We start from the raw sequence: 25,249 nt of genomic DNA, 5'->3' as shown, positions 1-25,249 counted from the left end.
ACCAGTTTGTCTTTGGGCAGGCTAAGCGCGGGTTAGCGCTTGAGCGTGCGGGTGCAGGGCCCCAGCTGCTCGATCACGAACTGATAGTCACGCGCTGCCAACGCCCTTGCCTGCGAATCGCGCGAAAGGTTCGCCTGGGTGGGCAGCTCTGCCGGCAGCGTGCAGGCGAGACGGTACCATTGCAGCGTACCTGCGCGCGGGGCGCGGGCCGACTGGTCGACGATCTCGGTCCAAGAAACACCCCAGCGCGGCGGCTGGTTCGGGCGGCGGACCACGGTGATCGAGACCGGGCCGTCGTTCTCCGTATCGAGGAAGAGCTGGGTTTCCGATTCGCCCACCAGCGTTCCCTCGACTGCCAGCGCATCGGCCACTTTCGTGACGCGCGGCGGCGCATCGGGAGCGAGGAGCGAGGTGAGGACCGGGCGAAGCGCAGCCTCGAATTCGGGCGTATAGGGACGCTGGGCGCCTTCGCCGACGAGCTGGATTTCGCCGGGGCGGCCGGCGACGGGACGCGCGAAGAGAATCATCTCGCGCTTCTTCAGCTTGGGCGCCTTGCCCTTGGAAGTCAGCGGCACGTCGACGAGATAGCGCAGGTTTTCGCCCACCGGGACATTGCCCGAGATCAGTGCAAGCGTGCGCGCCTCGACATAAAGACGGACATGGCCGGGCGCGAGGCCGGGGGCACGCTCGGGCTCGAGCGCCACCTGGTCGCGAATCTGTACATGCGCCACGATCTCGGAGTCTTCGGCGAGGCTGACGGTATCTGCGTAAGTCAGCGAGGGTGCAGGCGCAGCGCTGTCCTGCGCGGCGAGCGGTACGGACAAGGCGAGGAGGGCACTGCCGGCAATGATGGATAGGCGGGACATGGTCGGCATTAAACCTCTTTAGAATCGAATATTTGTGCTGCTGCGGACCAATCCGGAACGCTTGCCTGTGGTTCCTGCATAGCGCGCCGTGAATCGCCAGTTAACCGATAAAGCGTTTGCCCCTGCCCTGCATCGCAGCTAAGGCGTGCACCGGAACCGGGTTAATGATACAATATTGCCTGAAAGCGTCTCTCAGGGACTTTTTCAGGAACAACCCGGGTCGATCGCCGTCGTTCCTCTATGGGTCGCGAAGGTGAGAATGGAATGCGGCGCCGGGGAAACTTGCCAAGGTTTCCAACCCCTGCGGCGTCAGATTGGCCCGATTCGCGTCGGGCAGACACGATGGAGTGATGCAACCGAATGGCTTATGCTGATCAAGAGATGAGTGGCAATCGCGTCGTCGCGATCATCATCGTTGCCCTCATCCACATTGCCCTCGGTTACCTGCTGATTACCGGTCTGGCCGTCGATGCGGTCAAGAATGTGGTTGAGCGCGTAACTACGATCGATGTGGAAGAACCCCCGCCGCCGGAGCCGGAAGACGAACCGCCGCCGCCGCCGGAAGATATCCCCGAGACCGCGCCTCCGCCGCCGGTCGCGCCGCCGCCGCCGATTAATATCGCGCCTGCGCCGCCGCCGATCCGTACGCAGACGAATATTCCTCCGCCTGCGCCGCCGGCTCTCACGATTCCGCCGCCCGCCCCTCCGGCACCGCCCGCGCCACCGCCGTCAAAGGCCCGTGCAGCTTCGCCGGACAACTTCCAGCGCTGGGGTGCGCGCATTCAGAACGACTATCCGTCCAGCGCGCTTCGCCGCGAAGAACAGGGTACCGTTTCGATGCGGATCACGATCGGTGCGAATGGCCGCGTAGAGGCCTGTGCCGTCACGGGAAGCTCGGGTTCGAATGCTCTCGACCAGGCAGCATGTCGCGGTATGCAGCGTTACGCACGCTACAACCCCGCGCTCAATGATGCCGGAAACCCGGTTTCTTCGACCACCAATCAATCGATCCGCTACGTCCTGCCCGAATAGGGACAACAGGCAGAGACGATAGAGAAATTTTTCAAGAGGATTACTCGCTATGATTATCGAAATGCTCACCGCGACTGGTGCCGAAGCGCCCAAGTCTTCGTTTGGCTTCTGGCAGGCAATGGAAGAAGGCGGCCCCGTCGCCTGGTCGATCCTCGCCGTCATGGTCATCATGTCGGTCGGCTCGTTCTACATCCTGTTCACCAAGTTCTTCGAACAGCAGAAGGTGATGAACCAGTACAAGGGTGTCCGCACCAACTTCTGGCGTGCAAACAGCCTGAAGGAAGGCGCCACCAAGCTGGAAAAGAACAGCGCATGGCGCCAGCTCGTCGACGATGCAGTGGCTGCTGAAGAAAAGCACGCCAAGCTCAACGACAGCCTCGAAGCCCATGACTGGCTGCACGGTTCGCTGGCTCGTTCGGAGCACTCGATCCAGGCCAAGCTCAACGGCGGCCTCCCGTTCCTCGCAACCGTGGGTGCAACCGCACCGTTCGTCGGCCTGCTCGGTACGGTTATCGGTATCTACCGCGCACTGATCAACATCGGCGTCGCCGGTTCGGCTTCGATCGACAAGGTCGCTGGCCCGGTTGGTGAAGCACTGATCATGACCGCCATCGGTCTGCTCGTCGCCGTTCCGGCCGTGTTCGCCTACAACTGGCTGCAGAGCCGCAACCGTCGCATCTCCGACCTGATGAGCGGTTTCTCGACGGACCTGCTCGCCAACATCAACTCGAACGGTGCCATCAAGCCGATGACCGCCGCTTCGACCAAGACTGCCGCCAAGGCAGCTGCTGGTGGCCGTACGGTCCCGGGTGCTACTCCCGCAGCCGGCACCACCACGACCGCGCCGAAGCGCTAAGAGATATGCGCGGGCAGCCTTCGCGTTGCCCGCGCCATCTCATTCGTTTCGCGTGATCACAGGTAAGAATAGGATTTAAGCTATGGCGATTTCGACAGGAGGTGGCGCAGAGACGCCCATGTCGGACATCAACACCACTCCCCTCGTGGACGTGATGCTGGTGCTTCTGATCATCTTCCTCATCGCTGTCCCGGTCGCGATCCAGACGATCGAGAAGCTGGAGATCCCGGTTTTTGAGTCGGTGGAATCGAAGGACAAGGTCGAGAACCTTCTCCTGACCGTCAGCACCACCGACGAGGCAGGCCTTAGTGCAGGTGACACCGGCTTCCAGGGTGCCTCGCGTACCGGCGATTGCCGCGTCTACTTCAACAACATCACCCCGGTCACTTCGGAAGAGCTGTACGACCAGGCGTTCGAACGACTCGACAATATCGTCCAGCGCGCTGGTGGTCCGGATGCAATCATGCAGGATCCCGAAAAGATCCCGCAGGTCCACATCCGTGGCGACGTGAATGCACCGTGGTCGTGCGTTGCAGGGGCGATCTACAACGTCCAGGCAGCCGGTTACCCGACCGTCGGCTTCATCTCGAACCCGGTCGAGCCCTAAGGTCGACAGACCTTTCGGCACGGACATATTTTAGGAGTACACCACCATGGCAATGGCAGGCGGCAAGGACGATGGCGCCCCGATGATGGAAATGAACATGACGCCGTTGATCGACGTCCTGCTCGTTCTCCTCATCATGTTCATCATCACCATCCCGGTAGCGACGCACTCGGTCGATATCGATCTTCCGCAACCCAACCCCAACCCGCCGCCGGTCGAGGTTGAGCCCGACAAGAACAAGCTCGTCCTCACGCAGGACGATCGCATGCTCTGGAACGGCGAAGAGATCGGCGAAGGTGACCTCGTGAACCTTCTCCAGCAGTCGCTCTCTATCAATCCCGAGCCCGAGCTGCAGTTCGAGCCCGAGGCACTGGCCAGCTACGAACTGTCGGCCCGCGTGCTGCAGATCATCAAGGCCAGCGGCGTGACCAAGTTCGGTTTCGTGGGCAACGAGCGCTATCGTACCTTCGGTAGCGCCGGCATGCAGTAAGCACTGCAACCACCGGAAATTGCGAAAGGGGGCGGAGCAATCCGCCCCCTTTTTCATGCGCGAGAGCCCCACTGCACGACGCCACTTGTCACCTGGCTCTTTCTGTGATGTTATGTCATGACATAACGAGGAGAGAGATCATGGCATTCACGGCTCGCCGCGTACCGCTGCAGAACCAACCGATGAGCGAGATGAACGTCACGCCCTTCATCGACGTGCTCCTGGTGCTCCTGATAATGTTCATCATGGTGATCCCCATCGCCACCCATGCCTTGCTGATCCCCTTGCCGAATGGAGAGGGGCCGGAAGAAATCTTGCCCGAGAATGTCGTGCACATCGACAGCGCCGACCGGCTCTACTGGAACGGCGCGCAACTCAGCCGGCAGGAAATGCTCAACCAGCTCGCCTCGACCGCCGCGCTGGACAAGCAACCGGTGGTCAAGTTCGAACCGGACGCGCTGGCGAGTTACCAGGCTTCCGCCCGCACGATCGCGCTGATCAAGGATTCGGGCGTCAAGAACTTCGCCTTCGTCGGCAACCACAAATACCGGCAATTCGGCGCCGCACGATGAGAGGAAGGAGGGATTTGAGGCTCACCGACCGGAGGGAAGAGCCGTTCGTTCCTCCGGCGCTGCCCCGTTCAATCGCTTGATAGCGGATCGTCAATGCGCATGGCTGCACCGGCAAGGCTCTCCGCCTCGAGCAGCAATTCATCATCCACCGAGCCCTGCGGCGTCGCCTCTCGGCCGATCATCACCATGACCGGCACGGCGAGCGGACTGACACGGTCGAGTTCGACATGGACCAGTTGCTCCGCCGAGCGGTCTAGAAGGTCGGCCAGCCTGCCGACGTCGGTCATCCGCTCGCGTGCATCGGCCCATGCCGCCTCGAGCAGCACATGATCCGGCTCGTACTTGCGCAACACGTCGTAGATCAGGTCGGTCGAGAAAGTGACCTGCTTGCCGGTCTTGCGCTTGCCGGGATGCTGTCGTTCGACCAATCCGCCGATCACTGCCACTTCGCGAAAGGCGCGGCGCAGTAGGTGTGAGTTCTGCACCCACTCGATAAACTCGTCCTGCAATATGTCGGGCGATAGCAGCGGCGCGGGATCGGTCACGGGTTTGAGCCCCCAGACCGCAAGCGAATAGTCGTTGGCGACGAAGCCGCCCGGCAGCAGGCCGCGATCTTCCATCCGGCGCGTGATCAGCATGCCGAGGCTCTGGTTCGCGTTCCAGCCTTCGAACGTATAATAAACCGAGTAATGCCGCTTCGCATGCGGGAAGCTTTCGACCAGAAGCTGGCCCGGCCCCGGCATCTGCGAGCGCCAGTCCTGGACTTCCAGCCATTCGCGAACGTCGTCGGGGAAACGCGCCCAGCCCGCGCGATCGACCAGCATGGTGCGCACCCTTTCGGCAAGGTGGGTGGTGAGAGGCATGCGTGCGCCGCCATAGCTGGGGATCATCGCGTTGGAGGTCGCGGCCTTCACGAGCACCTCCATGTCCTGCAGCTTCACGACCTCGAGGCTCATGCCGGCAAAGGCGAAAGTGTCGCCCGGCGACAGCTGCGCTGCGAACCGCTCCTCGATCTTGCCGAGGCTGCGTCCGCCCCGTCCGCGGCCCGAATTGATGCGCACCTCAAGCATCTCGCTATCGATGATGATGCCTGCGTTGAGCCGGTGCCGCGCCGCCTGTTCGGGATGGGTCAGCCGCCACACGCCTTCACCATCGCGGACGATGCGCTTGAACTTGTCATAGGCCTTGAGCGAATAGCCGCCGGTGGCGACAAAGGTGAGGACACGCTCCCACACCTCCTCGTCCACCCAGGCATAGGCGAGACTCGAACGAACCTCCCGCAGCAGCGCCTTTTCCTCGAAGGGCGCAGCACAGGCACAGGCCATGACATGTTGCGCGAGCACGTCGAGCCCGCCGGGGCGGAATTCCTCGCCATCGCGCTTGCCCTCGTCGACCGCTTCCTTCGCGGCCGTGGCCTCGAGGAATTCGAATCGGTTGCCCGGGACCAGAAGTGCGCGACTGGGCTGGTCGAGCCGGTGATTGGCACGCCCGATCCTCTGGAGCAGCCGCGAAGAGCCCTTGGGCGCACCCATTTGCACGACGAGATCGATATCGCCCCAGTCGACACCAAGATCGAGGCTGGCCGTCGCCACCAGCGCGCGCAACTCGCCGCGCGCCATCGCCCCTTCCACCTTGCGCCGCGCCTCTTTCGACAGCGAACCATGGTGGATGCCGATGGGCAGGTTCTCCTCGTTCACATCCCACAGGTGCTGGAAGATGTATTCGGCAAGGAAACGCGTGTTGGTGAAGACCAGCGTCGTCTTGTTGCGCCGGATCTCCTCATAAAGCTGCGGGATCGCCCAGGTGGCGGCATGCCCGCCCCATGGCACCCGCTCCTCGTCGGGCAGCAGGATCTCGACTTCGGCAGGCGCGCCTTCCTCCCCCTGAACCAACGCGACCTCGTCGATCTCTCCCCACGGCGCGAGCCATTCGCGAAAGGCCTCGGGACGCGCCACGGTTGCGGACAGGGCGGTCCGCTGGAGATCGGGCGCGATCGCCTGGAGCCGTGAAAGAGCAAGAGCAAGCAGGTCACCGCGCTTGCCCGTGGCAAAGGCGTGGACCTCGTCGATGACGATGCGCTTGAGCCCTGCGAACATGTCGAAGCTGTCGGGATAGGACAGCAGGAGCGAAAGGCTTTCCGGCGTGGTCAGCAGGATATTGGGCGGCCGCGTACGCTGGCGCTTCTTGCGATCCGACGGCGTATCGCCGCTGCGCGTCTCGACCGTGATCGCAAGCCCCATTTCCTCGATCGGGGCGAGGAGGTTGCGCTGCACGTCATGCGCCAGCGCCTTGAGCGGAGACACGTAGAGCGTGTGCAGCCCTTCGGGCATGCTCTCCCCCGCGCGAGATGGGCAGAAGGCGGCCAGCGTGGGCAGGAAACCGCCCAGCGTCTTGCCCGCGCCGGTATCGGCCACCAGCAGCGCGTGCCGCCCCGCATCGGCCTGCTCGAGCATTTCCGCCTGGTGCCTGCGCACGCGCCAGCCGCGACCGGAAAACCAGTCGGTGATTTCGGGCGGGATCGAGACTGTGCTCACGAAAGGAAAGCGCTGTTGGCGCAGGGGCGTTCCTGATCGGCGGTCACAGGCCGCGCAAGGTTTCGAGCGGGACCCGAGCCGGAGCGGTGAGCATGTAGGATATCAGCGCCGTCTGGACCCGGCAGCGGTCGGAATGGGAAGGGTCCTGCATGACCTTTACGAAGTCCTCGCGCGAGAGCCCCACGCTGCCCCTCGCCTGGTCGATCAGCCAGCCGGGCACCGAATAGGAAAACTCGCCCGTCTTCGGCTCGACGTTGAGCAGCTTTGCATCGAGCAACCGGCGCGCCAGTTCCTGTTCCGCATCGAGCTGTTCCTGCGTCATTCCCGGGCCGCCACTCCTGAAGCTTGCATCGAGCACCGACGCACAGCTGTCTCCGCCTTCCTTGCGCGCTGCCTGCAGCCAGTCGAGTTTCTGGGCCTGGATGGCGACGAGCGTGTCGAATTCGGCAGACTGCCTGGCGAAGAGTATCTTCTGTCGGACGAACTGGCGGGGGTCGCCATAGAGAGCGGCGCCCTGGACGGGCCCGAGGAATTGCTCGAAACTGGCTGCGAATTCGGGGTCGCTGGCTTCGACCTCGGCAAAGCTCGTGCCGGCGCCGAATGCGGTTGCCGACGCGCTGTCGAGGCCTTCCTTGCGCAGCTCCTCGATACTCGCTTCGGGCTCGGCACCAAAGTCCGGCCGGCGATCGTCGTCGAAGACGCAGAAGCGCAGCGCCTGGACGATGACGAATATGATGAAGAGGCGCTGGATGATCCACGAGACCGTTTCGTTTGCGGGCTTTTCCCAGCTCGCCACGCGCTCTTCGTCGAGCAGCGCTTCCAGCTCCGGGAACTGGGTCCGCACGGTGAAGAGCACGCGGTCGATATCGTCGCGCTTGGTACGCAGGCGGTCGAGGATGTTCGATTTGCCGGGCTGCGAAAGCTCGACCCACGCCTTGTGCAGCGGGTGGCCGGCGTCCATCACTTCCTCGTGGAAGCGCATCCCTTCGAGGCGCGCGTTCAGGAACTGGAGGGCATAGCGTTCATCGAGATCGCCTGCCGCTCCCAGCCAGCGGAAGCTCTGGTTTGCGCGTTCGACCAGCGGAGCGCTGCGCGGCCAGGCCGAGGCGAGCAATTCCGAGAGCGCATGGTCGATCCGGTCGTGGAAGGCGATGTCGCCATCCTCTGCCACCGCGATAAGGCGGTCCAGCGCCGCCTCGGCGTCCCGGAATTCCTCGAGCGTCAGGCCCTCGGCGCTGTACTGGCCATCGGGATAGAGAGCCGCGTGCAGGTCTTCCCAGCCATCGGGCGGCGGGGGCGGCGAGGATGGAGCCGCGAAGCCGAGCTCGTCTCCGGACACGCCGGGGTCGCCCATGTCGCCCACCAGCGCATCGCGTGACAGTTCCTCGGGCCGGATTTCCCAGCCGAAATCCTCTTCCGGGTCGAAGCGGGGCTGGTCTACGCGCGCCGCTTCGCCGATGTCCCAGTCGTCATCGTACCAGTCGTCGTCGTCGTCTTCGAAGCTTGCGGTTTGGACCGGCGGCTGTGCGGCCAGCCTGAGCGCCATGTCGCGCGCATCTCGCAGCTGGGCATATTCCTGGACCTGCTCGTCGAGGTTCATCGCCTTCAGCTTGACCGAATAGGCCTTGCGGATAGCCGATTTCTCGCGTGTTTCCTCTATCCCGAGGACGCTCCAGGGAAAGCCGCTCATACCGGCGGGTTTGCCTCGATCTCGTCGACCAGCTGCATGAGGCTTTCGCGGGCATCGGCGATGATGCGCGGGTCCTGCTTTTCCAGCGCGGCCTTGAAGTTGTCGAGCGAGCGGCCGACGTATTCGCGCACCGGCCCCGTGAAACCTTCGTAACACCGTTCGGCGCGCTGCATGGCGGCAATGTTCACCTGCTCGTCGCGCGGGTGGACCTTGAGCTTTTCCAGCGCAGCGCGGCTCTTCTCGATTTCCTTCTGGCTGCGCTTGTCGTCCTCGTCGACGATCACGACGTTCTTCTGATAGCCGCTTGCCGGTACCGAAACGTCGATTTCGAGCAAGCCATTGGTGTCATAGGTGAAGCGCACCTCGACCTCGATCTCGCCGCGCGGCTTTGCCGGCACCGGCACGACCAATTCGCCCAGCTTCACATTGTTCTTCACCTGCCGCGCTTCACCCTGGTAGATGCCCGAGTGGATCTGGCGCTGGCCATCCTCGGACGTGGTGTAGCTTTGCATCCGGCTGACCGGCACCGGCGTGTTGCGCTCGATGATCGGCGAGAAGATACCGCCGATGCGGCCGCCGTAAGCATCGTCCATCCCGATCTCGATACCCAGCGTGAAGGGCGCGACATCGGTGATGCGGATTTCTTCCAGCCCGTCGCCGTTCGACAGCAGGCCTGCCTGGATCGCGGCACCAAGCGCCACCGCATGATCGGGGTGGACGGTAGAATTGGGGAAGCGCTTGAACATGCGGGTCAATGCCTTGCGAACCACCGGCATGCGGGTCGCGCCGCCGACCAGCACGACATCGGACAGGCTTTCGACATCGATCCCGCTGTCGCGCAGCGAGCGGATCACCGGATCGCGTAGACGCTTCACCAGTGCTTCGGCTGCTTCCTCGAATTCCTGCGTTTCGATGTCGGTGGTGAACTCCTCGTCGTCCACGGTCACGCGGAAGGTCGCGATGTTCGCGCTCGAGAGGGCGCAGCGGGTCTTCTCTGCCGCCAGCTGCAGCAGCGCATCGCGGCGGTCGGAGGGGATGCGGTCGAGCGTGTCGGAAGCGCCCAGCTTCGGCTCTGCCAGCTTGACCATGACCTCGTCGAAATCGTCGCCGCCGAGGCGGTTGTCACCGGCAGAGGCGCGGACTTCGACGATGCCTTCGAACATCTCCACGATCGAGACGTCGAACGTGCCGCCGCCAAGGTCGAAGACGAGGAAGGGCTCGCGCTCCTCCTTGTCGATCAGTCCGAATGCGAGCGCCGCGGCGGTCGGCTCGTTGATCAGCCGCTCGACCTTGAGCCCGGCGATCTCGCCCGCGCGCCGCGTGGCACGGCGCTGGCGCTCGTTGAAATAGGCAGGGACGGTGATCACCGCGCCTTCGGGACGCTCGCCCGTCGCCGCCTCGACATCGTCCACGAGGCTGCGCAGCACCATCGCCGAGAGTTCCTCGGGCGAATAGGACCGCTTGCCGAGCGTGGCCTTGCTCTCCGTACCCATGCGCCGCTTGAAGCTGGTCACGGTCTCGGACGGATGCGTCGCCATCCGGTCGAGCGCGGCGCGCCCGACCCAGCTCTGCCCGCTGCCGTCGACCGAGACGGCGGAAGGCGTCAGGAATTCGCCCAGCGCATTGGGGACAAGCTCGCTCTCCCCGTCGCGCCAGATCGCCACCGCACTGTTGGTGGTGCCAAGGTCGATACCGATGATCATGCTGGTCGGCTCAGAAATCTTCGAGCGACTTCTTGGATTCCTCGCGCCGCTTGGCGGCATAGGCGAGGCCTTCTTCGAGCGTTTGCGCATCGAGTCCGGTCAGCGCCTGCAACCGCTCACGCTCACTCGCACTCAAGTCGGCCCAGCTCCGTTCCTCGGGCAGGTCGGCCATGCGCGCTTCCATTTCCAGCACCATTTCCTTCATCGCTTCCATGATGACAGGCAGCGACTGCATCACTGCAGCGATCAGCCGCGGGTCCTGCTGCAGGGCCAGCGACTTGCGCGCATAGGACGCACCCGATTCCGTCTTGAAGAAGGTGTTGACGTCGGTGAGCTCCCTGGTGGTGAAATTCGCCGCATAAACCTCGATCATTGCCTCGCGCATGATCGGCTCCATCGATTCCATCATGTTCGACATGAGTTCGGGCATCATCTGCGCCATGCGCGCATTGCGTTCGTCGCGCACGGGATCGATCAGGAGCGCGGCCTCGCGCACTTCTGCATCGCTCATCGCGCGATCGATGCCGCCGACGCCCAGCCCGGTCGCGAGCGTTGCCTGCGTTGCCTCTGCGCCTATTTCCATCATTGGCTTGAGCATCTTGTCGAACATGCCGCCGGTCATTTCGGACATGGCCCCTGCGGGCATGATCGTGGAGATCACTTCGCGAGCGAGCGGCAGGCGGGCTTCCTGTTCGGCGGTCAGCGGCTCGACCTTGAACATCTCCGCCATGGCGGCGAGCATTTGCGCTTCGTCATCCTGTCCCTGAGCGATGACCGGCTGTGCCGACAGCGCCAGCGGCGCGCCGAGCGCGAGAATCCATTTTTTCATTAAAGCGTCCCTCCCAATAGTAATCCCTTACTGCCGCAGCACAGAGTAAGGCTCAAGTATTCACGCAGCGTAATTTCGAGCGCGCAAACGAGCGCGTGATTTTTACAACGCAGCCAGTGCCGGCAGGGCATCGCCTTGGGGGCTGTCGAGGAGTACTTCCAGCAGGGTAATCGTCACGCGGCAGCGATCCGGATTGCCCGGGTCCGCCAGCGCCGCGCCGATTTCCGCGCGCTCCAGCCCGCCGCGCACCCGCGCCTCGCGGATCGCCCAGTCGGGAAGCGCGATACTCGAGCCGCCTTCGGTCGGCAGGATGAAGTTGCGGTTCTCGAGAAACTTCACGGCAAGTTCCTGTTCCTGGAGGACGACCTCCGGGGCGAGTTGCAGGTCCTTGCGCAGGAAACTGCGCGAATAGACATCGCGGCACTGCTCTTCGCCCTGCTGGCGGGCGGCCTGGAGCCACGCGAGATAGAGCCGGCTCGCCTCGATCAGTTCGAACCTCGTGACCTCAGGGCGCACCCGCAGGATTTGGTGCCTGACGTAAGAGCGCGCTTCGTCCACATCGTAGCCTTCGGCCGCGACATTGAAGGCGAACATGTCCGCAAATTCGCGGTCGCGCTCCGCCATCGCGGCCATGTCCACCCCGTTGCCGAAGATCTGGCCGGCGATCGTGTCGAGCCTCGCCATGTCGAACGCCTCGGTCGAGATCGGAGCGGGCACCACAGTCGTACTGACCGGCGCTGGCACGCTGGTCGGCGCGGGGGCGGGATCGGGCCTGCGATCATCATCGCCCGAATCGCTGCACATGGCGACGAGGAAGAACAGCCCGAACAGCCACCAGATGCCGTATTTGTCGAGGCCATAGCGTTCGAAGACATTCGAGTTCTGGAGGCCGTAATCCTCGACCTCTGCCTGGTAGCGCGAGGGCCGGTAAGGCTCGGGCTCCGTCCAATCCTCGTCATGCGAGGGATCGGTGTAAACGCGCGGCACCGATACCACCGGCTCCGGCTCCGGCTCGGGCTCCGGCTCCGGCTCCGGCTCCGGCTCCGCCTCGGGCTCGGGCTCGGGCTCGGGCTCGGGCTCGGGCTCGGGTTCGGGTTCGGGTTCGGGTTCGGGTTCGGGTTCGGGTTCGGGTTCGGGTTCGGGTTCGGGTTCGGGGAGCTCCTCTTCCAGCTCCGACGCGTCAACCGGTTCCGCCCGGAAATTGTCCGGATCAAGATCCTCATAGACGGGAACATCGATGCGCGGCGCTTCTGGCGCAAGAGGGACGTCGGGAATGGGCGGCGGCGCGATCGGAGGCGGGGTCTCGGCAGTGGCCGGTTCACCACGCTCTGCCGCGCGCAGCTTCTCCGATGCGATGAACAACGCCTTCTCGCGCGCCTCGGTCAGCCGGGCGAAGGCCGAAATCCGCATCGAGATGTCGAGTTCGGCCTTGCGCGCGTCATAAGCGGCGCGAATTGCATCCTTATCGGATGTTTCGCCGATCCCCAGTTCGGACCATGGCCATGTGAGCTGCGACCCCGATGACAAGCCTTAGTGCCCCACGCTTTCTCCGCGCTCGAGGCCCGACAATGCCAGCTGCTCGTCGATCTGGCCGACCAGACGTTCGAGACCTTCCTCGCTATCGCTTTCGGCACGAGCCACGAGCACGTCCTGCGTGTTCGAGGCGCGCAGCAGCCACCAGCCGTCCGCCGTATTCACGCGCACGCCATCGGTGCCGTTCACATCCGCATCGGTGCCAGAGAGACGCTCCTTCACCTCTTCGATTGCGGCGAACTTGCGGCTCTCGTCGACCTGGAAGCGCATTTCCGGCGTGTTGATCATCTGCGGCATGTCGCTGCGCAGCTGCGTCACCGACTTGCCCAGTCGTGCCGAGGCGGCGAGCAGGCGCACACCTGCGTAGAGGGCATCGTCGAAGCCGTAATACTCGTCGGCGAAGAAGACGTGGCCGCTCATCTCGCCCGCGAGGGGAGATCCGGTTTCCTTCATCTTCGACTTGATCAGCGAATGGCCGGTCTTCCACATCAGCGGCTCGCCGCCGCAGGCCGCGACATGATCGTAGAGCGCACGGCTCGCCTTCACGTCGGCGATGATGGTCGCACCCTTACGGCTCGCCAGCAGGTCCTCGGCATAGATCATAAGCAGCTGGTCGCCCCAGATCACCCTGCCCTCGCCGTCGATCGCACCGATCCGGTCGCCGTCACCATCGAAGGCCACTCCGAAATCGAGGGACTTTGCGGAGACGAGCTTTCGCAGGTCTGCAAGGTTTTCCTCGACAGTAGGATCAGGATGATGATTGGGAAAATTGCCGTCGACCTCGGTGAAGAGGACATGATGTTCGCCCGGCAGCTTGGCGACGAGCCTTTCGAGCGCGGGCCCGGCAGCGCCATTGCCCGCGTCCCAACCGACGCGCATGCCTTCGAGCGCGGAGGTGTCGACACCGTCCAGCGCGGTGACCATGCGCTCGATATACTCGTCCATGACATCGCGGTCCTCGACATCGCCCGCGCCGTCGGCCCATTGCCCCGCTGCCGAAATACGGCCCAGTTCCTGGATGTCCGCACCGAAGAACGGACGGCCCTGGAACACCATCTTGAAGCCGTTGTAATTGGGGGGATTGTGGCTGCCGGTTATCTGTATGCCGCCGTCGATTTCATCGTCGCTGGCCTCGGCATAATATAGCATCGGGGTCGCGCCCATGCCGATCCGCACGACATCGCAGCCCGCCGCCGTCAGCCCTTCGACCAGCGCATGTTCCAGCATTGGCGAACTGACCCGCCCGTCATAACCGACCGCCACGCGGCTGCCGCCCGCATCGCGCAGCATGGAACCGAAGGTGCGCCCGATGGCGCGCGCATCCTCCGCGCCAAGCGTCTCGCCGATGATGCCGCGAATGTCATATTCGCGCAGGACGGTTGCGTCGAAACTGTGGGTCATTTTGGGGGCTCCAGCGGTTCGTGAGGGAGTTCATCCAAGAGAAGGTCGCGTGCAGCGTTCAGTTCCTGCATCTGCGACTTGCTACCGCCCTTGTCGGGATGGGTCATGGCAGACATGCGCCGATGCGCCTCGCGGATTTCCGCATGGTCGGCCTTGGCCGATACGTTGAGTAGCTGGCGTGCGCGGAAGATCGCCTGCGAACGGGTGGGCGCGGGACGAAGGTAGTCCCACGGCCATTTCCCCAGCGCCCAGCGGCAGAAGAAGCTCGCCGCGACGAGGAACATGACGATCTTGATCATGCGGTTTCCGTTTCTTTTATTCGTTCCACGGCTGGCAGGCGCAAGGCCGCAAGCAGCCCGCGCAATTCCTGCCTCGCAACGAGATGGCTGGTACCGAGATCGCCGAGATGACCCTTGTCGAGCAGGGTAAGGCCCGAGGGGAAAAGCTCGCGATAGATGACGCGTTCCGACAGGCCCTTGGCCACGCGGAAGCCCACGCGCTTGGACATTTCGGTCAGCGCCTGCTCGATGCGCGCGACATTGCGCGCCTCGCTATGACCGGTGCGGTTGCGCACGACGACCCAGTCCATAGTCGGCCGGTTTTCCTCGATCGCCTTGCGGCTGCGCTGGATCCGCGCCTCCCAGATCAGCTCGGCATAGAAGGACAGTTTCTTGACCTTGAAACTCTCGCCCTCGACCTGACCGATGAGATCGAAATCGACGAAGCTGTCGTTCATCGGCGTGACCAGCGTATCGGCATGCGTCGCGGCGAAACGCGCCAGCGGATCGTCACGCCCCGGCGTATCGATCAGGATGAAATCGGCATCGCGCCCGTGGCGCTGCACCATCTCGCCGAATTCCTCTGCCGGGATCAGCGGGACCGTGTGGCACTCGACGCTCGGCAGGTCGATGCCGCGCCTTGCAGCCGTGTCCGCGCGATTGTCGAAATAGCGGTTCATGGTGCGCTGGCGGTGATCGAGGTCGAACGCCACGACCTTGGCACCCTTGTATGCGAGCGCGACGGCCACATGCACCGCAGTGGTCGACTTGCCCGTCCCGCCCTTCTCGTTGGCGAAGGTAATCCAGTGGGGGACAGCGTGCGACAAATGGTTTCCAGCAATTGAGAAGTTGATGCCCGCCCTCGCGCGGCGCTAGGGCAGCAGGTGCTATCGTTCTTATCCAAGGGGATGCATGCGTGCAAACAGTCCGCGAACTTGAAGTGTTGAGGAATTCGGTCGCTGCCTTGCGGGATAGCGGTGGGTCGATTGCGCTCGTCCCCACCATGGGCGCGCTGCATGACGGGCATCTGACGCTGGTGAGGCGCGCAAAGGAGGCTGCCGATCACGTCGTCGCCTCGATCTTCGTCAACCCGCGCCAGTTCGGAGAAGGCGAGGATCTCGACGCCTATCCGCGGCAGTTGCAGCGCGACAGCGAACTGCTCGAGGCCGAGGGTGTCGCCTTGCTGTGGGCGCCGCTGCCCGAGGAAGTCTATCCGCCAGGCTATGCCACGAACATCTCGGTCGCCGGGGTTTCGGAAGGGCTGTGCGGCGGGGACCGGCCCGGCCATTTCGACGGCGTGGCGACGGTGGTGTGCAAGTTGTTCAACCAAGTCATGCCCGACATGGCCTTCTTCGGCGAGAAGGACTGGCAGCAGCTTGCCGTCATCCGCCGCATGGCGCGCGACCTCGACCTGACCCGCCCGCGTGTAGACGCAATCCACGGCGTGCCCATCGTGCGCGAGGATGACGGGCTCGCGATGAGCAGTCGCAATGCGTATCTATCGGCGGAACAACGCCAGCAAGCCGCTTCGCTACCCAAGGCGATGCGCGATGCGATTGCCGTCATTGCGGGGGGTGGGTCGGCTGGCCGGCCGCTCGGCAACTTGCGCGAAGTGCTGCAGGTCGCCGGCTTCGAGAGTGTCGATTATGCGGAAGTGCGCGACGCCGACAGCCTCGAACGGCTCGAGGCGGACAATGGCAATGCCCGCCTCTTCGTAGCCGCGAGGATCGGTGGGACACGGCTGATCGACAATATGCCGATCAGCCGCTGAGCCTTATTTCCAGCTACGTTCGCGCACCGCGTCGAAGCTGTGGCGGACAAGCAGTTCGCCATTGCGCCATACGGGCTTGAGCAGGTCGTCTGCCGGATCGATTTCGTCGAGACGCTTGGCGACGAGCTTGCCGCCCTGCTCGACCACCGCCTGGCGGCCCGCCTTGCTGGCCTTGCTCGGATCGGTGGCGGGCTTTTTCGACACGTCTTGCCAGCTGCCGTCATCGACATGCATCGCATTGGCTTTCATGGCGAAACGCAGCGTGTCGCGATTGACCAGCTGCAAGAGCCCGCCGCCCATCCCGAAGGCGATGTTGTCGATGGCGAAACCCGCATCGCCGACCGCCTTCACAAGACTTGCGATGCTCTCGACATTCATGCCGTCGCCCTGGATCACGCGGACATGCGGGTCGAGGACCTTGAAGCCCTTGCCGTTCACCGAACCGCCGAAGATGTCCCACAGCTTTTCCAGCGTGCGGAGCGGCGTTTCGACCGGGTCGCCGCTATCGGGGCGAACCACCAGCGTGCCCTTCCGGTTCAGCACCTTGTCGCGCAGGTTCTCGCCCCAGATCTTCTCGACCGCGTGGTCGAGATCGTAGCTGTCCGAGACAACCGCCACGAGCGCGCCCTCGCCGTCGAAACTGTCGAGCATGTTCTCGTAAGCGGCTTCCTCACGCGTCCGGCCCCAGCTCGTCATGGTGCTGTGTTCGGCTGCGGGTATCGAGAAGCCGGGCATGTCGGCGCCGTAATAGCGCCGTGCGGCCAGGATGCCCTCCAGCGTATCGGTGCCGCTGAAGTTCACGAGATGCGCCATGCCGCCCAGCGCCGCACTCTCGCCGCTCGACACGCCGCGCGCACCGAAATCATGCAGCTTGAAGGGCAGCTGGCCAGCCGGATCGTCGCTCGTGCGTTCAAGGCCGGCGGCAATCACGCTCTTGCACTTGCGGCTGAGCGTGGCGACCGTCGTCGGATACCAGACCGCCCGCAGCAGCGCCGTTTCGACGAAGGTCGTGAGCCAAGGCATGCGCGGGTCCGTGTTGACCACCTGGAACAGCGGCACCGACGTCGGCACCATGCTGCCTTCTTCCAACGCGCTGATCTCGATCGGGAGGTACCCGCCGTGGTCCTCGACGATGGCCTCCCAGCCCTCTCGGTTGAAGGGGACGCCATGCGCGGCGCACAGCTCGGCGGCCTCCTCGATGTCCTCGCGGCTGACAGGCTTGCCGAGGTAATCGATCAGGAACGGCTGGAGGCCGAGAAACAGCACGTCATCGGCAAAACCATTGGTCCGGCTTTCGCCATAGGCGCTGATCGCGCGCGCTTCGGGCGGGTATTGCAGGAAGTGGCTGTGCTTGTAGCTGTCCGTCGAGAGGATGATGTTGTTTGCCATGGTGTGAACTCCTCACTTTTGGCGGGTCGTATGGTTCGGAACTCCTCCGAACCGGTTAAAATCGCTTACAAATTCGCCATTTGCTCAATGATCGACCAGTGGTCCTCGAACATCTGTTCAGGCCGCAGTTCGCCGAGGCGGTACCAGCGGGCATGGGCTGCATCGTCACCGCCCTTCACCTGCGCCAGATCGCGCCGTTCGGGCATGCGGAACAGGAAGGCGTGTGTGATGATCCGCCCCCGCAAGCTACGGGCAGGCGCATCGAATACGCGCGTTTCGCTGTCCTCGATGAAGCTGGCGAGCATCGCGGGCGGGATCTGGCCCTTGTCGTCGGAGATCGCCGTCTCTTCGCGCAGCTCGCGGATCGCCGCATCGCGAATGCGTTCACCCTTGCCCACGAAACCGCCGGGCAGTGCGAGCAGGCCCTTGCCGGGCAACTGACCGCGTTCGACCAGCAGGATATGCCCCGCCTGAACGACCACCGCATCAGCCGTCACGAAGGGACCTTCACCCCACTCCTTGGGGTAGGCATCGAGATATTCGCGCTCGGCAAGCAGGCGCTTGAACTCGTCGCTTCGGGCGAATTCCTCCAGCTGCCCGGCCACAGCCCTGGAAAGGGCAGCCTGCGAGACTTCGGGGATACGCTGGAAGAAACGCTGGCGAACGTCGCTCGCCCCGAACGTCGCGTTCTCGGCTTCGATCTGGATCGAGCCCCATTCGGGGAAGAGCTTGAGGTAATAGCTCGTATTGTCCTTCCCATATCCCGCGAGCACGACCGAATAATCGTTGGTGCCGTGAAGGCCGAGGCCGTCCGGATTGGCATCGGCGAGGATGATGTCGCTCACCCGGCGCTGCGCTTCGGCAACCCATGCCGTGTCCGAATAGAGATGATCGTCGAGCGGTTCGACCACGAGTCGACCTTGCGCCATCTCATAGGCAAAGGAACCGCGCAGCATCTGCTCGCGCTCTTCGAAGGTGAAAGGATTGCGTGGATCGCGCGCTACATTTGCCGAACCCACCAGAACGACCAATTTCGCAACCCGTTCGAGCGCGTCGCGGATGATGTGTTCGTGACCAAGGTGGAGCGGCTGGAAGCGTCCGATGAAGACGCCATAATCGGCCTGGTATGCCATTGATCGAGACTCCCTCGATTGCTGTTCATGCAGGCGGACTCCCCGCCTACGCATACGTATGTGATACATGGGGCCGCATTGGTCAAATGTCGCTTTCGCACAATGGGTTGCACGGAAGTAAAGTTAACCGCCCGTTGCATGTCCTCCCAATGGGGGACTAGCCTTTATTCGAAAGTGCTTATATGCCCTTCGTCAACGAATGGGCTCCGAGTACAGCCTTTCGGGTTGCAAGGCCGGACGAGCACGCAAAAAAGCGCGCCTCCGGCCTTTTTGCTGACCTTTGCAGGCGCGCCGTTTTCAATCGATCCGATCGGTGGGGAATGGAGCGGGTAAGGGGAATCGAACCCCTCTAGCCAGCTTGGAAGGCTGGAGCATTACCACTATGCTATACCCGCATCCAGCCGGCCCCGTGCAGGGCCGTTCGAGCGGAGGCGCAGATGCCACCGCTAACAGGGTTTCGTCAACACATCATTGTTCCGGACTTGCAGTCTGCGCGGCACCGGCCGGAACGGCATCGGCCGCATCGCTTTCGGTGATGGTCTCGATCAGGGACGGACGTCGCTCGGTCGTGCGGCCGGTTTCCACCGTCACCTCGACACGGCGGTTGGTCGCGCGCCCTTCCTCATTGGGCGATCCGTCGGGCAAGGCATTGGGCGCAATGGGATTTTGCTCCCCGAATGCGATCACTTCGATCCGTTCTTCGGCAATCCTGTTTTCAACGAGGAAGTCTCTCACGGCCTCGGCCTTGAGGCGCGAGGCTTCGATATTGGCCTCGTCGCTGCCTTCGGAATCCGAGTGGCCGCGAAGCACGATCGCGCCGCCCGCACTCGTCTGGGGCGAATCGACCACCGTCGCGAGCTCGGCGCGCGCAGCCTCGGTCAGGTCCGGCGTACCGTCGGCGAAGGAAATCGTGGTCTCCAGCGGGCGCAGCGATTCCGGAGCAATACCGTTGCCGGCACCCTCGCCCTCGCCGTCCTGGAAGATCGAACGCGGCCCATCGGTGGGTGTAGCCTCGGGTTCGGGTGCATCCCCGCTCGAGCAGGCGCCAAGCATCGCGCAGGCCGCAACGCCCGCGAGCCAGTTCCTGCCTTGTATGGCTGTGTGGATCATGTCGGTTGCACCCCCTTGTTCTTGGCAGCCTTCTTCGCGGCTTTATCTTCGGCGCTACGCGCTTGCGGAGGAGAGAAGCTGAGGATCGTATCTCCCGCTCTTGGCTCCGGCTTGGCGGCATGGGTGAAGAAGCGGATCGTGCCGTTGTCGCGCATCAGCAACAGCATGTTCGCCGCATCGGGCAGCTTTTCCTGCATCTTCTCGAAATCGAATTCTTCGGACAGCTTGGTCTTGCGGAAGACCCAGCCCTGCCGCTGGCGTTCGCTGACGTCCTCCACGCCGAAGCCGCTTTCGAACAGGGCTCTTCCGCGCAGGCTTTCGGGAAGCGAGTGCCGATCATCGCCATCGGCGCTTTCACCCAGCTGGAACACGCTGTCACGACCGATCTCATGGGCGAATTCGTTGCAGACGAGCGCGTTGTAAGCCTCGTTTTCGGTAGCGGCGACGAGGTTCTGGTAGGGCGCCAGCTCGAGGTTGTGCTCGGTCGCTTCGTTGAGGATTTCGCCGTGGTAGAAATCGATTCCCTTCTGGCGCGCGAGGCCGAGGCGCTGCCAGCTGGCATCGACCACGATCACGGGCGCCTTGAGATCGCGCATCTGTTCGGCCAGCGCGATCGTCCAGGGCGTGCTGCCGACGATCAGTATGCCGGGGCGTGTCGCCCCCTTCACCTTGAGCAGCTTGGCGACGAAATCGATCGTGAAGCCGTGCGCGACGATCGTGACGACCACCACCGCAAAGCTCAGCCCGATGAGGAGCCCGCCATCGCTGAAGTTGAGGTCGGCAAGGCGCAGCGCGAACAGGCCGGAGATTGCCACGAGGACGATGCCTCGCGGAGCAATCCAGGCAAGCAGCAATCGCTCGTTCCACGGGATGCTGCTGCCGAGAAGGCTGATCAGGATCGTCGCGGGACGTACGAGGAAGAGCAGCGCCAGCAGGAAGAGCATCATCTTGAACCCCGCCGTGGTCAGCGGGTTCAGATAGGCCAGCTCGTCGCGGCCCAGCGAGGCGGACAGCAGGATGAAGATGCCCGAGACGAGCAGGATCGCGACGTTTTCCTTGAACGGGTGTATGGATCTCAAGCTAGAGACATTCATGTTTGCCAGCGCCACGCCCATAACGGTCACGGCCACAAGGCCGGCCTCATGCTCGATCAGGTTCGAAACCACGAACACGCCGATGACGGCAGTCAGGAGCACCGGCACCTTCAGGTATTCGGGCACCGCACCACGGGGGAACGACCAGGCAATCGCAAGGGCGGCCGCGTATCCGATGAGGCCGGCAACGATGGCAGCGATGATCAGCGGGGGCACCACTTCGAACAGCGAGGCGCCGGGGCTTTCGGCGACCTTGCGGAAATATTCATAGGCGATCACCGCGCACAGGGCGCCTGTGGGATCGTTGACGATGGCCTCCCACTTGAGGATCGAGGCCGGGCGCGACTTGATCGAGCTTTGCCGCAGGAGCGGGATCACGACCGTCGGGCCGGTGACGACGAGGATACCGCCGAACAGGATCGCCACTTCGGGCTGCAGGCCGGCGATATAGATCCCGGCGAGCGCGCCGAACAGCCAGCCCAGCGCGACACCGACGGTGGCAAGTCGCACGACTGCGCCGCCCGTATGCCTGAGTTCACGGAAATCGAGGCTAAGGCCACCTTCGAAGAGGATCAGCGCCACACCCACGGCCACGATCGGTTCGAGCAACTCGCCGAATGCATGTTCGGGGTCGAAGACGCCAAGCCCGACAGGCCCGGCAAGGAAACCTGCCGCAAGCATGAGGACGATGGCCGGCCAACCCGTACGCCACGCAAGCCATTGCGCGCCGATGCCGAGTATGCCCACCAAGGCTATTACGAGTGTCTGTTCCATGCCCCTCGCGATCGTTTCGCCCCCGCAAGGGCCGCTCGGTGCTTCAATGCCTTACTGCGCGGATATTTCCAAACGCGGCGGGATTTTCTCAGTCGCCGTCGAATTCCATCAGGGCGGCGACTTCAACATCGCACTCGCGAAGCTTCACCGCGCCGCCGAGATCGGGCAGGTCGATGACAAAGAAGGCGTGGCTGACCACTGCTCCGGCCTGGCGCAAGAGCTGGGCAGTGGCGCAGGCCGTACCGCCTGTTGCAAGGAGGTCATCGACCATCGCGACCCTCTGGCCAGCGGTCACCGAGGTCGGATCCATCTCCAGCCGGTCGCTGCCGTATTCCAGCGCGTAATCGACCCCGATCGTGTCGCAGGGCAGCTTGCCCGACTTGCGCACGGGCAGGAAAGGCAGAGCGGACTGGGCGGCGACTGCAGCCCCGAAGATGAAACCGCGCGCCTCCATTCCGGCGATCGCCTGCGCGCCGCTGTCCTTCACGCGGGTCGCGAGCCAGTCGACCGTCGCTGCGAAACCGGGGCCGTTACCGATAAGCGTCGTTATGTCGCGAAACTGGATGCCCTTCACGGGGAAGTCCGGAATGGTGCGGACCAGCGATTTCAGTTCCTGCGGCGTGATGATTTCTCTCCTTAAACGAAAACGCCCCTCGCATCTCGTGGATGAAAGGGGCGTTTCAAGTCGCGTGTCGGCGCGGATTACTTCTTGGGCTTCACTGCCGCCCAGATCTGGCGCTTCGACATATATGCGAGAACGGTTGCGAAGAGCAGGAAGATCAGGACCGGCCAGCCGGTCTGCTTGCGCTTCACGAGGGTCGGTTCCGCAGTCCAGGTCAGGAAGGCGGCAACGTCCTTGCTCATCTGCTCGATCGTAGCTTCGGTCCCGTCGTCAAAGGTCACCTGGCCGGCCGAGGTGAGCGGCGGCGCCATGGCGAGGTTGAGGTTCGGGAAATACGGGTTGTGGTGCAGGCCCGGGCCAGGTGCGGCTTCGGGATGTTCTTCCAGCAGTTCTTCGCTCGGCGGGGCGTAGCCCATCAGCAGCGATGCCACATAGTTGGTGCCGTCACCGCGCGCCTTCGTCATGAGCGAGAGATCGGGCGGAATGGCGTTGTTGTTCGCCGCAGCAGCCGCAACATTGTTGGGATAGGGCGACGGGAAGTAGTCGGTCGGCAAGCCCGGACGCGTGGTCGCTTCGCCGGTGTTCGGATCGATTCCCGGAACCTGCTTGGAGGCAGCAAAGGCCTTCACCTGCGCTTCGGAGTAACCGAGCTGTTCGAGATCGCGAAAGGCGACGAACTTGAGGCTGTGACAGGCCGAGCAGACCTCGTCATAGACCTTGAGGCCGCGCTGCAGCTGGGTCTGGTCCCACTTGCCGAAAGGCCCGTCGAAGGACCACGAGAGATCCATCGGTTTCTTGTAGGGCAGATGGCCGGCCGGCTCTTCGGTCGCGGCATTATAGGCGCCGATCGCGAAGGCATAGAGCGCGACGAGCGCGAAGCCGAGACCCACGAGAATCGCAACGAGGCGGACGCTGAGAAGTTTGAGCATGACCTTGTATCTTTCTCGTATCGCTTAGACAGCCGGCTCGGCGTTTTCGCCCTTCACCATCTTCTTGTCCGAGCCGAGGACGGCTTCGGTGATGGAGTAAGGCAGTTCTTCGGGCTTCTCCACGCTGCTGATGATCGGCAGGATCACCAGGAAGTGGATGAAGTAATACGCCGTGGCGATCTGGCTGAGCATCACATAGGGCTCTTCAGCCGGCGCGCCGCCGCAGATGAACAGGATGATCATCGCCGGGATCAGGCCGAACCAGAAGAACTTGCGGAACAGCGGACGGTAGTGGCCGCTGCGCACCGGCGACTTGTCGAGCCAGGGCAGGAAGAACCACAGCAGGATCGATGCGAACATCGCGATCACGCCCCACAGCTTCGCCGGCAGGATGAAGTCCACGGTGAAGGCACGAAGGATCGCGTAGAACGGCCAGAAGTACCATTCCGGAACGATGTGCGCCGGGGTCGAGAGCGGGTTTGCCTCGATGTAGTTGTCCGGGTGGCCGAGAGCGTTGGGCAGGAAGAAGACCAGCGCGAAATAGGCCAGCAGCGCGATACCGAGGCCGAAGCCGTCCTTCGCCGTGTAATACGGGTGGAAGGGAACGGTATCGCTTTCGCTCTTCACTTCGACACCGGTCGGGTTCGACGAACCCGGGATGTGCAGCGCCCAGATGTGCAGGATCACGACGCCCGCAATCACGAAGGGCAGCAGGAAGTGCAAGCTGAAGAAGCGGTTCAGCGAGGCATTGTCGGGGGCAAAGCCGCCGAGCAGCCAGACCTGGATCGGCTCGCCGACCAGCGGAATTGCGCCGAACAGGCCGGTGATGACCTTGGCGCCCCAGAAGCTCATCTGGCCCCAGGGAAGCACGTAGCCCATGAATGCGGTGGCCATCATGAGCAGGAAGATCACGACGCCCAGCAGCCAGATCATCTCGCGCGGTGCCTTGTACGAGGAGTAGAAGAGGCCACGGAAGATATGGAGGTAGACGACGATGAAGAAGAAGCTGGCGCCGTTGGCGTGCGCATAGCGCATCAGCCAGCCCCAGTTGACGTCGCGCATGATGTGCTCGGTCGTGGCGAAGGCGACCTGCGCATTCGCTGCATAGTGCATGGCGAGCACCACGCCGGTGACGATCTGAACGACCAGGAAGAAACCGGCGAGTACGCCGAAGTTCCAGAAATAGGAGAGGTTGCGCGGAACCGGATAGCCGGCGCCGACGGCATTATAGACGAGGCGCGGAAGCGGCAGCTTCTCGTCGAGAAACTTGGTGACCGCGTTCTTCGGTTCGTACTGGCGTGCCCAGGGAAAGCTCATATCTTTGTCTCTCGTCTCTTAGCTCAGCCGACCTGGATGACGGTATCCGAGATGAACTCGTATTCCGGCACTTCGAGGTTCGTCGGTGCCGGACCTTTGCGGATGCGACCGGCGGTATCGTAATGCGAACCGTGGCAGGGGCAGAAATAGCCTCCATACTCACCCTTCACTTCACCTTCGGCAGCGCCCAGCGGCACACAGCCGAGGTGGGTGCAGACGCCCATGGTGACGAGCATGTCCTCGTGACCTTCCTTGGTCCGTTCGGCGAGGGTCTGCGGGTCGCGCAGCGAGTCGGCCGGGGTGGCGTTGGCCGCAGCGATCTCGGCAGCGGTCAAGCGCTTCACGAAGAGCGGCTGCTTGCGGAAGACCGCCTTGATAGCCTGTCCCGGCTCGATCGCAGAAACGTCGACCTCGGTCGAGCTCGCCGCGAGAACATCCTTCGACGGAGCCATCTGGCTAACCAGCGGGTAAACGACTGCGAGGCCGCCGATGCCGGCTGCACTGACCGCAGCAATGTCGAGAAAGTCGCGGCGCCGTACGCCGTCTTCGGGATTAGCGGTTGCAGTCGTGTCTGCCATCAGCGCCTTGCCTTGCCTGCTTTAGGTGCCGCACCGGTTGGTGCAGCGGATTAGTTGCGTCCAAAGGGCCGGTTGCTGTGGGGTGGTCTGCGCCGGAAAAAGATACGCGGATGCCCCCGGCAATACCGGTTTGGTCGCGCC

General features: G+C 63.3%; 23 protein-coding genes and 1 tRNA gene. 6 read left to right on the top strand and 18 right to left on the bottom strand.

Translation table 11 applies throughout. The features are described 5' to 3' along the window. Nucleotides 1-32 precede the first annotated feature (32 nt). Nucleotides 33-866: a hypothetical protein gene (locus tag K3136_RS09210; protein WP_221430020.1), complete on the bottom strand. Its 834-nt coding sequence runs from the start codon at nucleotides 864-866 to the stop codon at nucleotides 33-35. Between the two features lie 381 nt (nucleotides 867-1,247). On the opposite strand from K3136_RS09210, the gene K3136_RS09205 reads away from it, so the two are divergent. The 5 genes from K3136_RS09205 to K3136_RS09185 all read left to right on the top strand — a co-directional run bounded on the left by K3136_RS09205 (nucleotide 1,248) and on the right by K3136_RS09185 (nucleotide 4,423). After that, on the top strand, nucleotides 1,248-1,898 hold the full coding sequence (locus K3136_RS09205) for an energy transducer TonB (RefSeq protein WP_247711324.1): 651 nt from the start codon (nucleotides 1,248-1,250) through the stop codon (nucleotides 1,896-1,898). A gap of 49 nt (nucleotides 1,899-1,947) precedes the next feature. After that, on the top strand, nucleotides 1,948-2,754 hold the full coding sequence (locus tag K3136_RS09200) for a MotA/TolQ/ExbB proton channel family protein (RefSeq protein WP_221430018.1): 807 nt from the start codon (nucleotides 1,948-1,950) through the stop codon (nucleotides 2,752-2,754). An 82-nt stretch (nucleotides 2,755-2,836) separates the two neighbouring features. After that, nucleotides 2,837-3,361: an ExbD/TolR family protein gene (locus tag K3136_RS09195; RefSeq protein WP_221430017.1), complete on the top strand. Its 525-nt coding sequence runs from the start codon at nucleotides 2,837-2,839 to the stop codon at nucleotides 3,359-3,361. A 46-nt stretch (nucleotides 3,362-3,407) separates the two neighbouring features. Continuing rightward, entirely contained in the window at nucleotides 3,408-3,851 is a 444-nt protein-coding gene (locus tag K3136_RS09190; RefSeq protein WP_221430016.1) for an ExbD/TolR family protein, read from the top strand. A gap of 140 nt (nucleotides 3,852-3,991) precedes the next feature. Then, complete coding sequence (locus K3136_RS09185) at nucleotides 3,992-4,423, top strand: ExbD/TolR family protein (protein WP_221430015.1); 432 nt, start codon at nucleotides 3,992-3,994, stop codon at nucleotides 4,421-4,423. Nucleotides 4,424-4,491: 68 nt separating this feature from the next. Here the strand turns inward: K3136_RS09185 and K3136_RS09180 are convergent, their stop codons facing one another. The 8 genes from K3136_RS09180 to K3136_RS09145 form a co-directional block, all read right to left on the bottom strand. After that, complete coding sequence (locus tag K3136_RS09180; protein ID WP_221430014.1) at nucleotides 4,492-6,957, bottom strand: ligase-associated DNA damage response DEXH box helicase; 2,466 nt, start codon at nucleotides 6,955-6,957, stop codon at nucleotides 4,492-4,494. A 43-nt stretch (nucleotides 6,958-7,000) separates the two neighbouring features. Next, nucleotides 7,001-8,647, bottom strand: coding sequence for a hypothetical protein (locus K3136_RS09175; RefSeq protein WP_221430013.1), 1,647 nt, complete (start codon nucleotides 8,645-8,647; stop codon nucleotides 7,001-7,003). Next, nucleotides 8,644-10,350, bottom strand: a complete 1,707-nt coding sequence (locus K3136_RS09170) for an Hsp70 family protein (protein ID WP_221430012.1) — start codon at nucleotides 10,348-10,350, stop codon at nucleotides 8,644-8,646. Before K3136_RS09170 ends, K3136_RS09175 begins: the two co-directional genes overlap by 4 nt. A gap of 10 nt (nucleotides 10,351-10,360) precedes the next feature. After that, on the bottom strand, nucleotides 10,361-11,179 hold the full coding sequence (locus K3136_RS09165; protein ID WP_221430011.1) for a DUF2059 domain-containing protein: 819 nt from the start codon (nucleotides 11,177-11,179) through the stop codon (nucleotides 10,361-10,363). A gap of 102 nt (nucleotides 11,180-11,281) precedes the next feature. Further along, nucleotides 11,282-12,706 (bottom strand): hypothetical protein, encoded by a 1,425-nt coding sequence (locus K3136_RS09160; protein ID WP_221430010.1) that lies wholly within the window; start codon nucleotides 12,704-12,706, stop codon nucleotides 11,282-11,284. Nucleotides 12,707-12,709: 3 nt separating this feature from the next. Next, the gene (pgmG, locus tag K3136_RS09155; protein ID WP_221430009.1) at nucleotides 12,710-14,113 is read right to left on the bottom strand and encodes a phosphoglucomutase/phosphomannomutase PgmG; all 1,404 of its coding nucleotides are present in this window, start codon (nucleotides 14,111-14,113) and stop codon (nucleotides 12,710-12,712) included. Further along, the gene (locus K3136_RS09150; RefSeq protein ID WP_221430008.1) at nucleotides 14,110-14,412 is read right to left on the bottom strand and encodes a J domain-containing protein; all 303 of its coding nucleotides are present in this window, start codon (nucleotides 14,410-14,412) and stop codon (nucleotides 14,110-14,112) included. The genes pgmG and K3136_RS09150 overlap by 4 nt, the downstream gene beginning before the upstream one ends. Further along, nucleotides 14,409-15,218 carry a division plane positioning ATPase MipZ gene (locus tag K3136_RS09145; protein WP_221430007.1) on the bottom strand — a complete coding sequence of 270 codons (810 nt, stop codon included), beginning with the start codon at nucleotides 15,216-15,218 and terminating at the stop codon, nucleotides 14,409-14,411. The genes K3136_RS09150 and K3136_RS09145 overlap by 4 nt, the downstream gene beginning before the upstream one ends. Nucleotides 15,219-15,307: 89 nt before the next feature. On the opposite strand from K3136_RS09145, the gene panC reads away from it, so the two are divergent. Then, nucleotides 15,308-16,162 (top strand): pantoate--beta-alanine ligase, encoded by an 855-nt coding sequence (gene panC, locus K3136_RS09140; RefSeq protein ID WP_221430006.1) that lies wholly within the window; start codon nucleotides 15,308-15,310, stop codon nucleotides 16,160-16,162. A 3-nt stretch (nucleotides 16,163-16,165) separates the two neighbouring features. Here panC and K3136_RS09135 read toward each other — a convergent pair whose 3' ends face one another. The 9 genes from K3136_RS09135 to petA form a co-directional block, all read right to left on the bottom strand. Next, nucleotides 16,166-17,551 carry a nicotinate phosphoribosyltransferase gene (locus tag K3136_RS09135; RefSeq protein ID WP_221430005.1) on the bottom strand — a complete coding sequence of 462 codons (1,386 nt, stop codon included), beginning with the start codon at nucleotides 17,549-17,551 and terminating at the stop codon, nucleotides 16,166-16,168. 65 nt (nucleotides 17,552-17,616) lie between these two features. Beyond that, complete coding sequence (locus K3136_RS09130; protein ID WP_221430004.1) at nucleotides 17,617-18,684, bottom strand: bifunctional nicotinamide-nucleotide adenylyltransferase/Nudix hydroxylase; 1,068 nt, start codon at nucleotides 18,682-18,684, stop codon at nucleotides 17,617-17,619. Between the two features lie 321 nt (nucleotides 18,685-19,005). Beyond that, a tRNA-Gly gene (locus K3136_RS09125) sits at nucleotides 19,006-19,079 on the bottom strand. A gap of 73 nt (nucleotides 19,080-19,152) precedes the next feature. After that, nucleotides 19,153-19,794 carry an OmpA family protein gene (locus K3136_RS09120; RefSeq protein WP_221430003.1) on the bottom strand — a complete coding sequence of 214 codons (642 nt, stop codon included), beginning with the start codon at nucleotides 19,792-19,794 and terminating at the stop codon, nucleotides 19,153-19,155. Further along, the gene (locus K3136_RS09115) at nucleotides 19,791-21,662 is read right to left on the bottom strand and encodes a cation:proton antiporter (protein WP_221430002.1); all 1,872 of its coding nucleotides are present in this window, start codon (nucleotides 21,660-21,662) and stop codon (nucleotides 19,791-19,793) included. Before K3136_RS09115 ends, K3136_RS09120 begins: the two co-directional genes overlap by 4 nt. An 88-nt stretch (nucleotides 21,663-21,750) precedes the next feature. After that, nucleotides 21,751-22,287 carry an adenine phosphoribosyltransferase gene (locus K3136_RS09110; RefSeq protein ID WP_221432287.1) on the bottom strand — a complete coding sequence of 179 codons (537 nt, stop codon included), beginning with the start codon at nucleotides 22,285-22,287 and terminating at the stop codon, nucleotides 21,751-21,753. A 77-nt stretch (nucleotides 22,288-22,364) separates the two neighbouring features. Next, nucleotides 22,365-23,213 (bottom strand): cytochrome c1, encoded by an 849-nt coding sequence (locus K3136_RS09105; protein ID WP_221430001.1) that lies wholly within the window; start codon nucleotides 23,211-23,213, stop codon nucleotides 22,365-22,367. Between the two features lie 24 nt (nucleotides 23,214-23,237). Continuing rightward, entirely contained in the window at nucleotides 23,238-24,530 is a 1,293-nt protein-coding gene (locus tag K3136_RS09100) for a cytochrome b (protein WP_221430000.1), read from the bottom strand. A 23-nt stretch (nucleotides 24,531-24,553) separates the two neighbouring features. After that, nucleotides 24,554-25,108 (bottom strand): ubiquinol-cytochrome c reductase iron-sulfur subunit, encoded by a 555-nt coding sequence (petA, locus tag K3136_RS09095; RefSeq protein ID WP_221429999.1) that lies wholly within the window; start codon nucleotides 25,106-25,108, stop codon nucleotides 24,554-24,556. Nucleotides 25,109-25,249: the final 141 nt, after the last annotated feature.

Source organism: Qipengyuania gelatinilytica, assembly GCF_019711315.1.
GTDB classification, from domain to species: Bacteria; Pseudomonadota; Alphaproteobacteria; order Sphingomonadales; family Sphingomonadaceae; genus Qipengyuania; species Qipengyuania gelatinilytica.
Note: the sequence above shows the minus strand (reverse complement) of the source record. Positions and strands in the feature narration are given on the sequence as shown.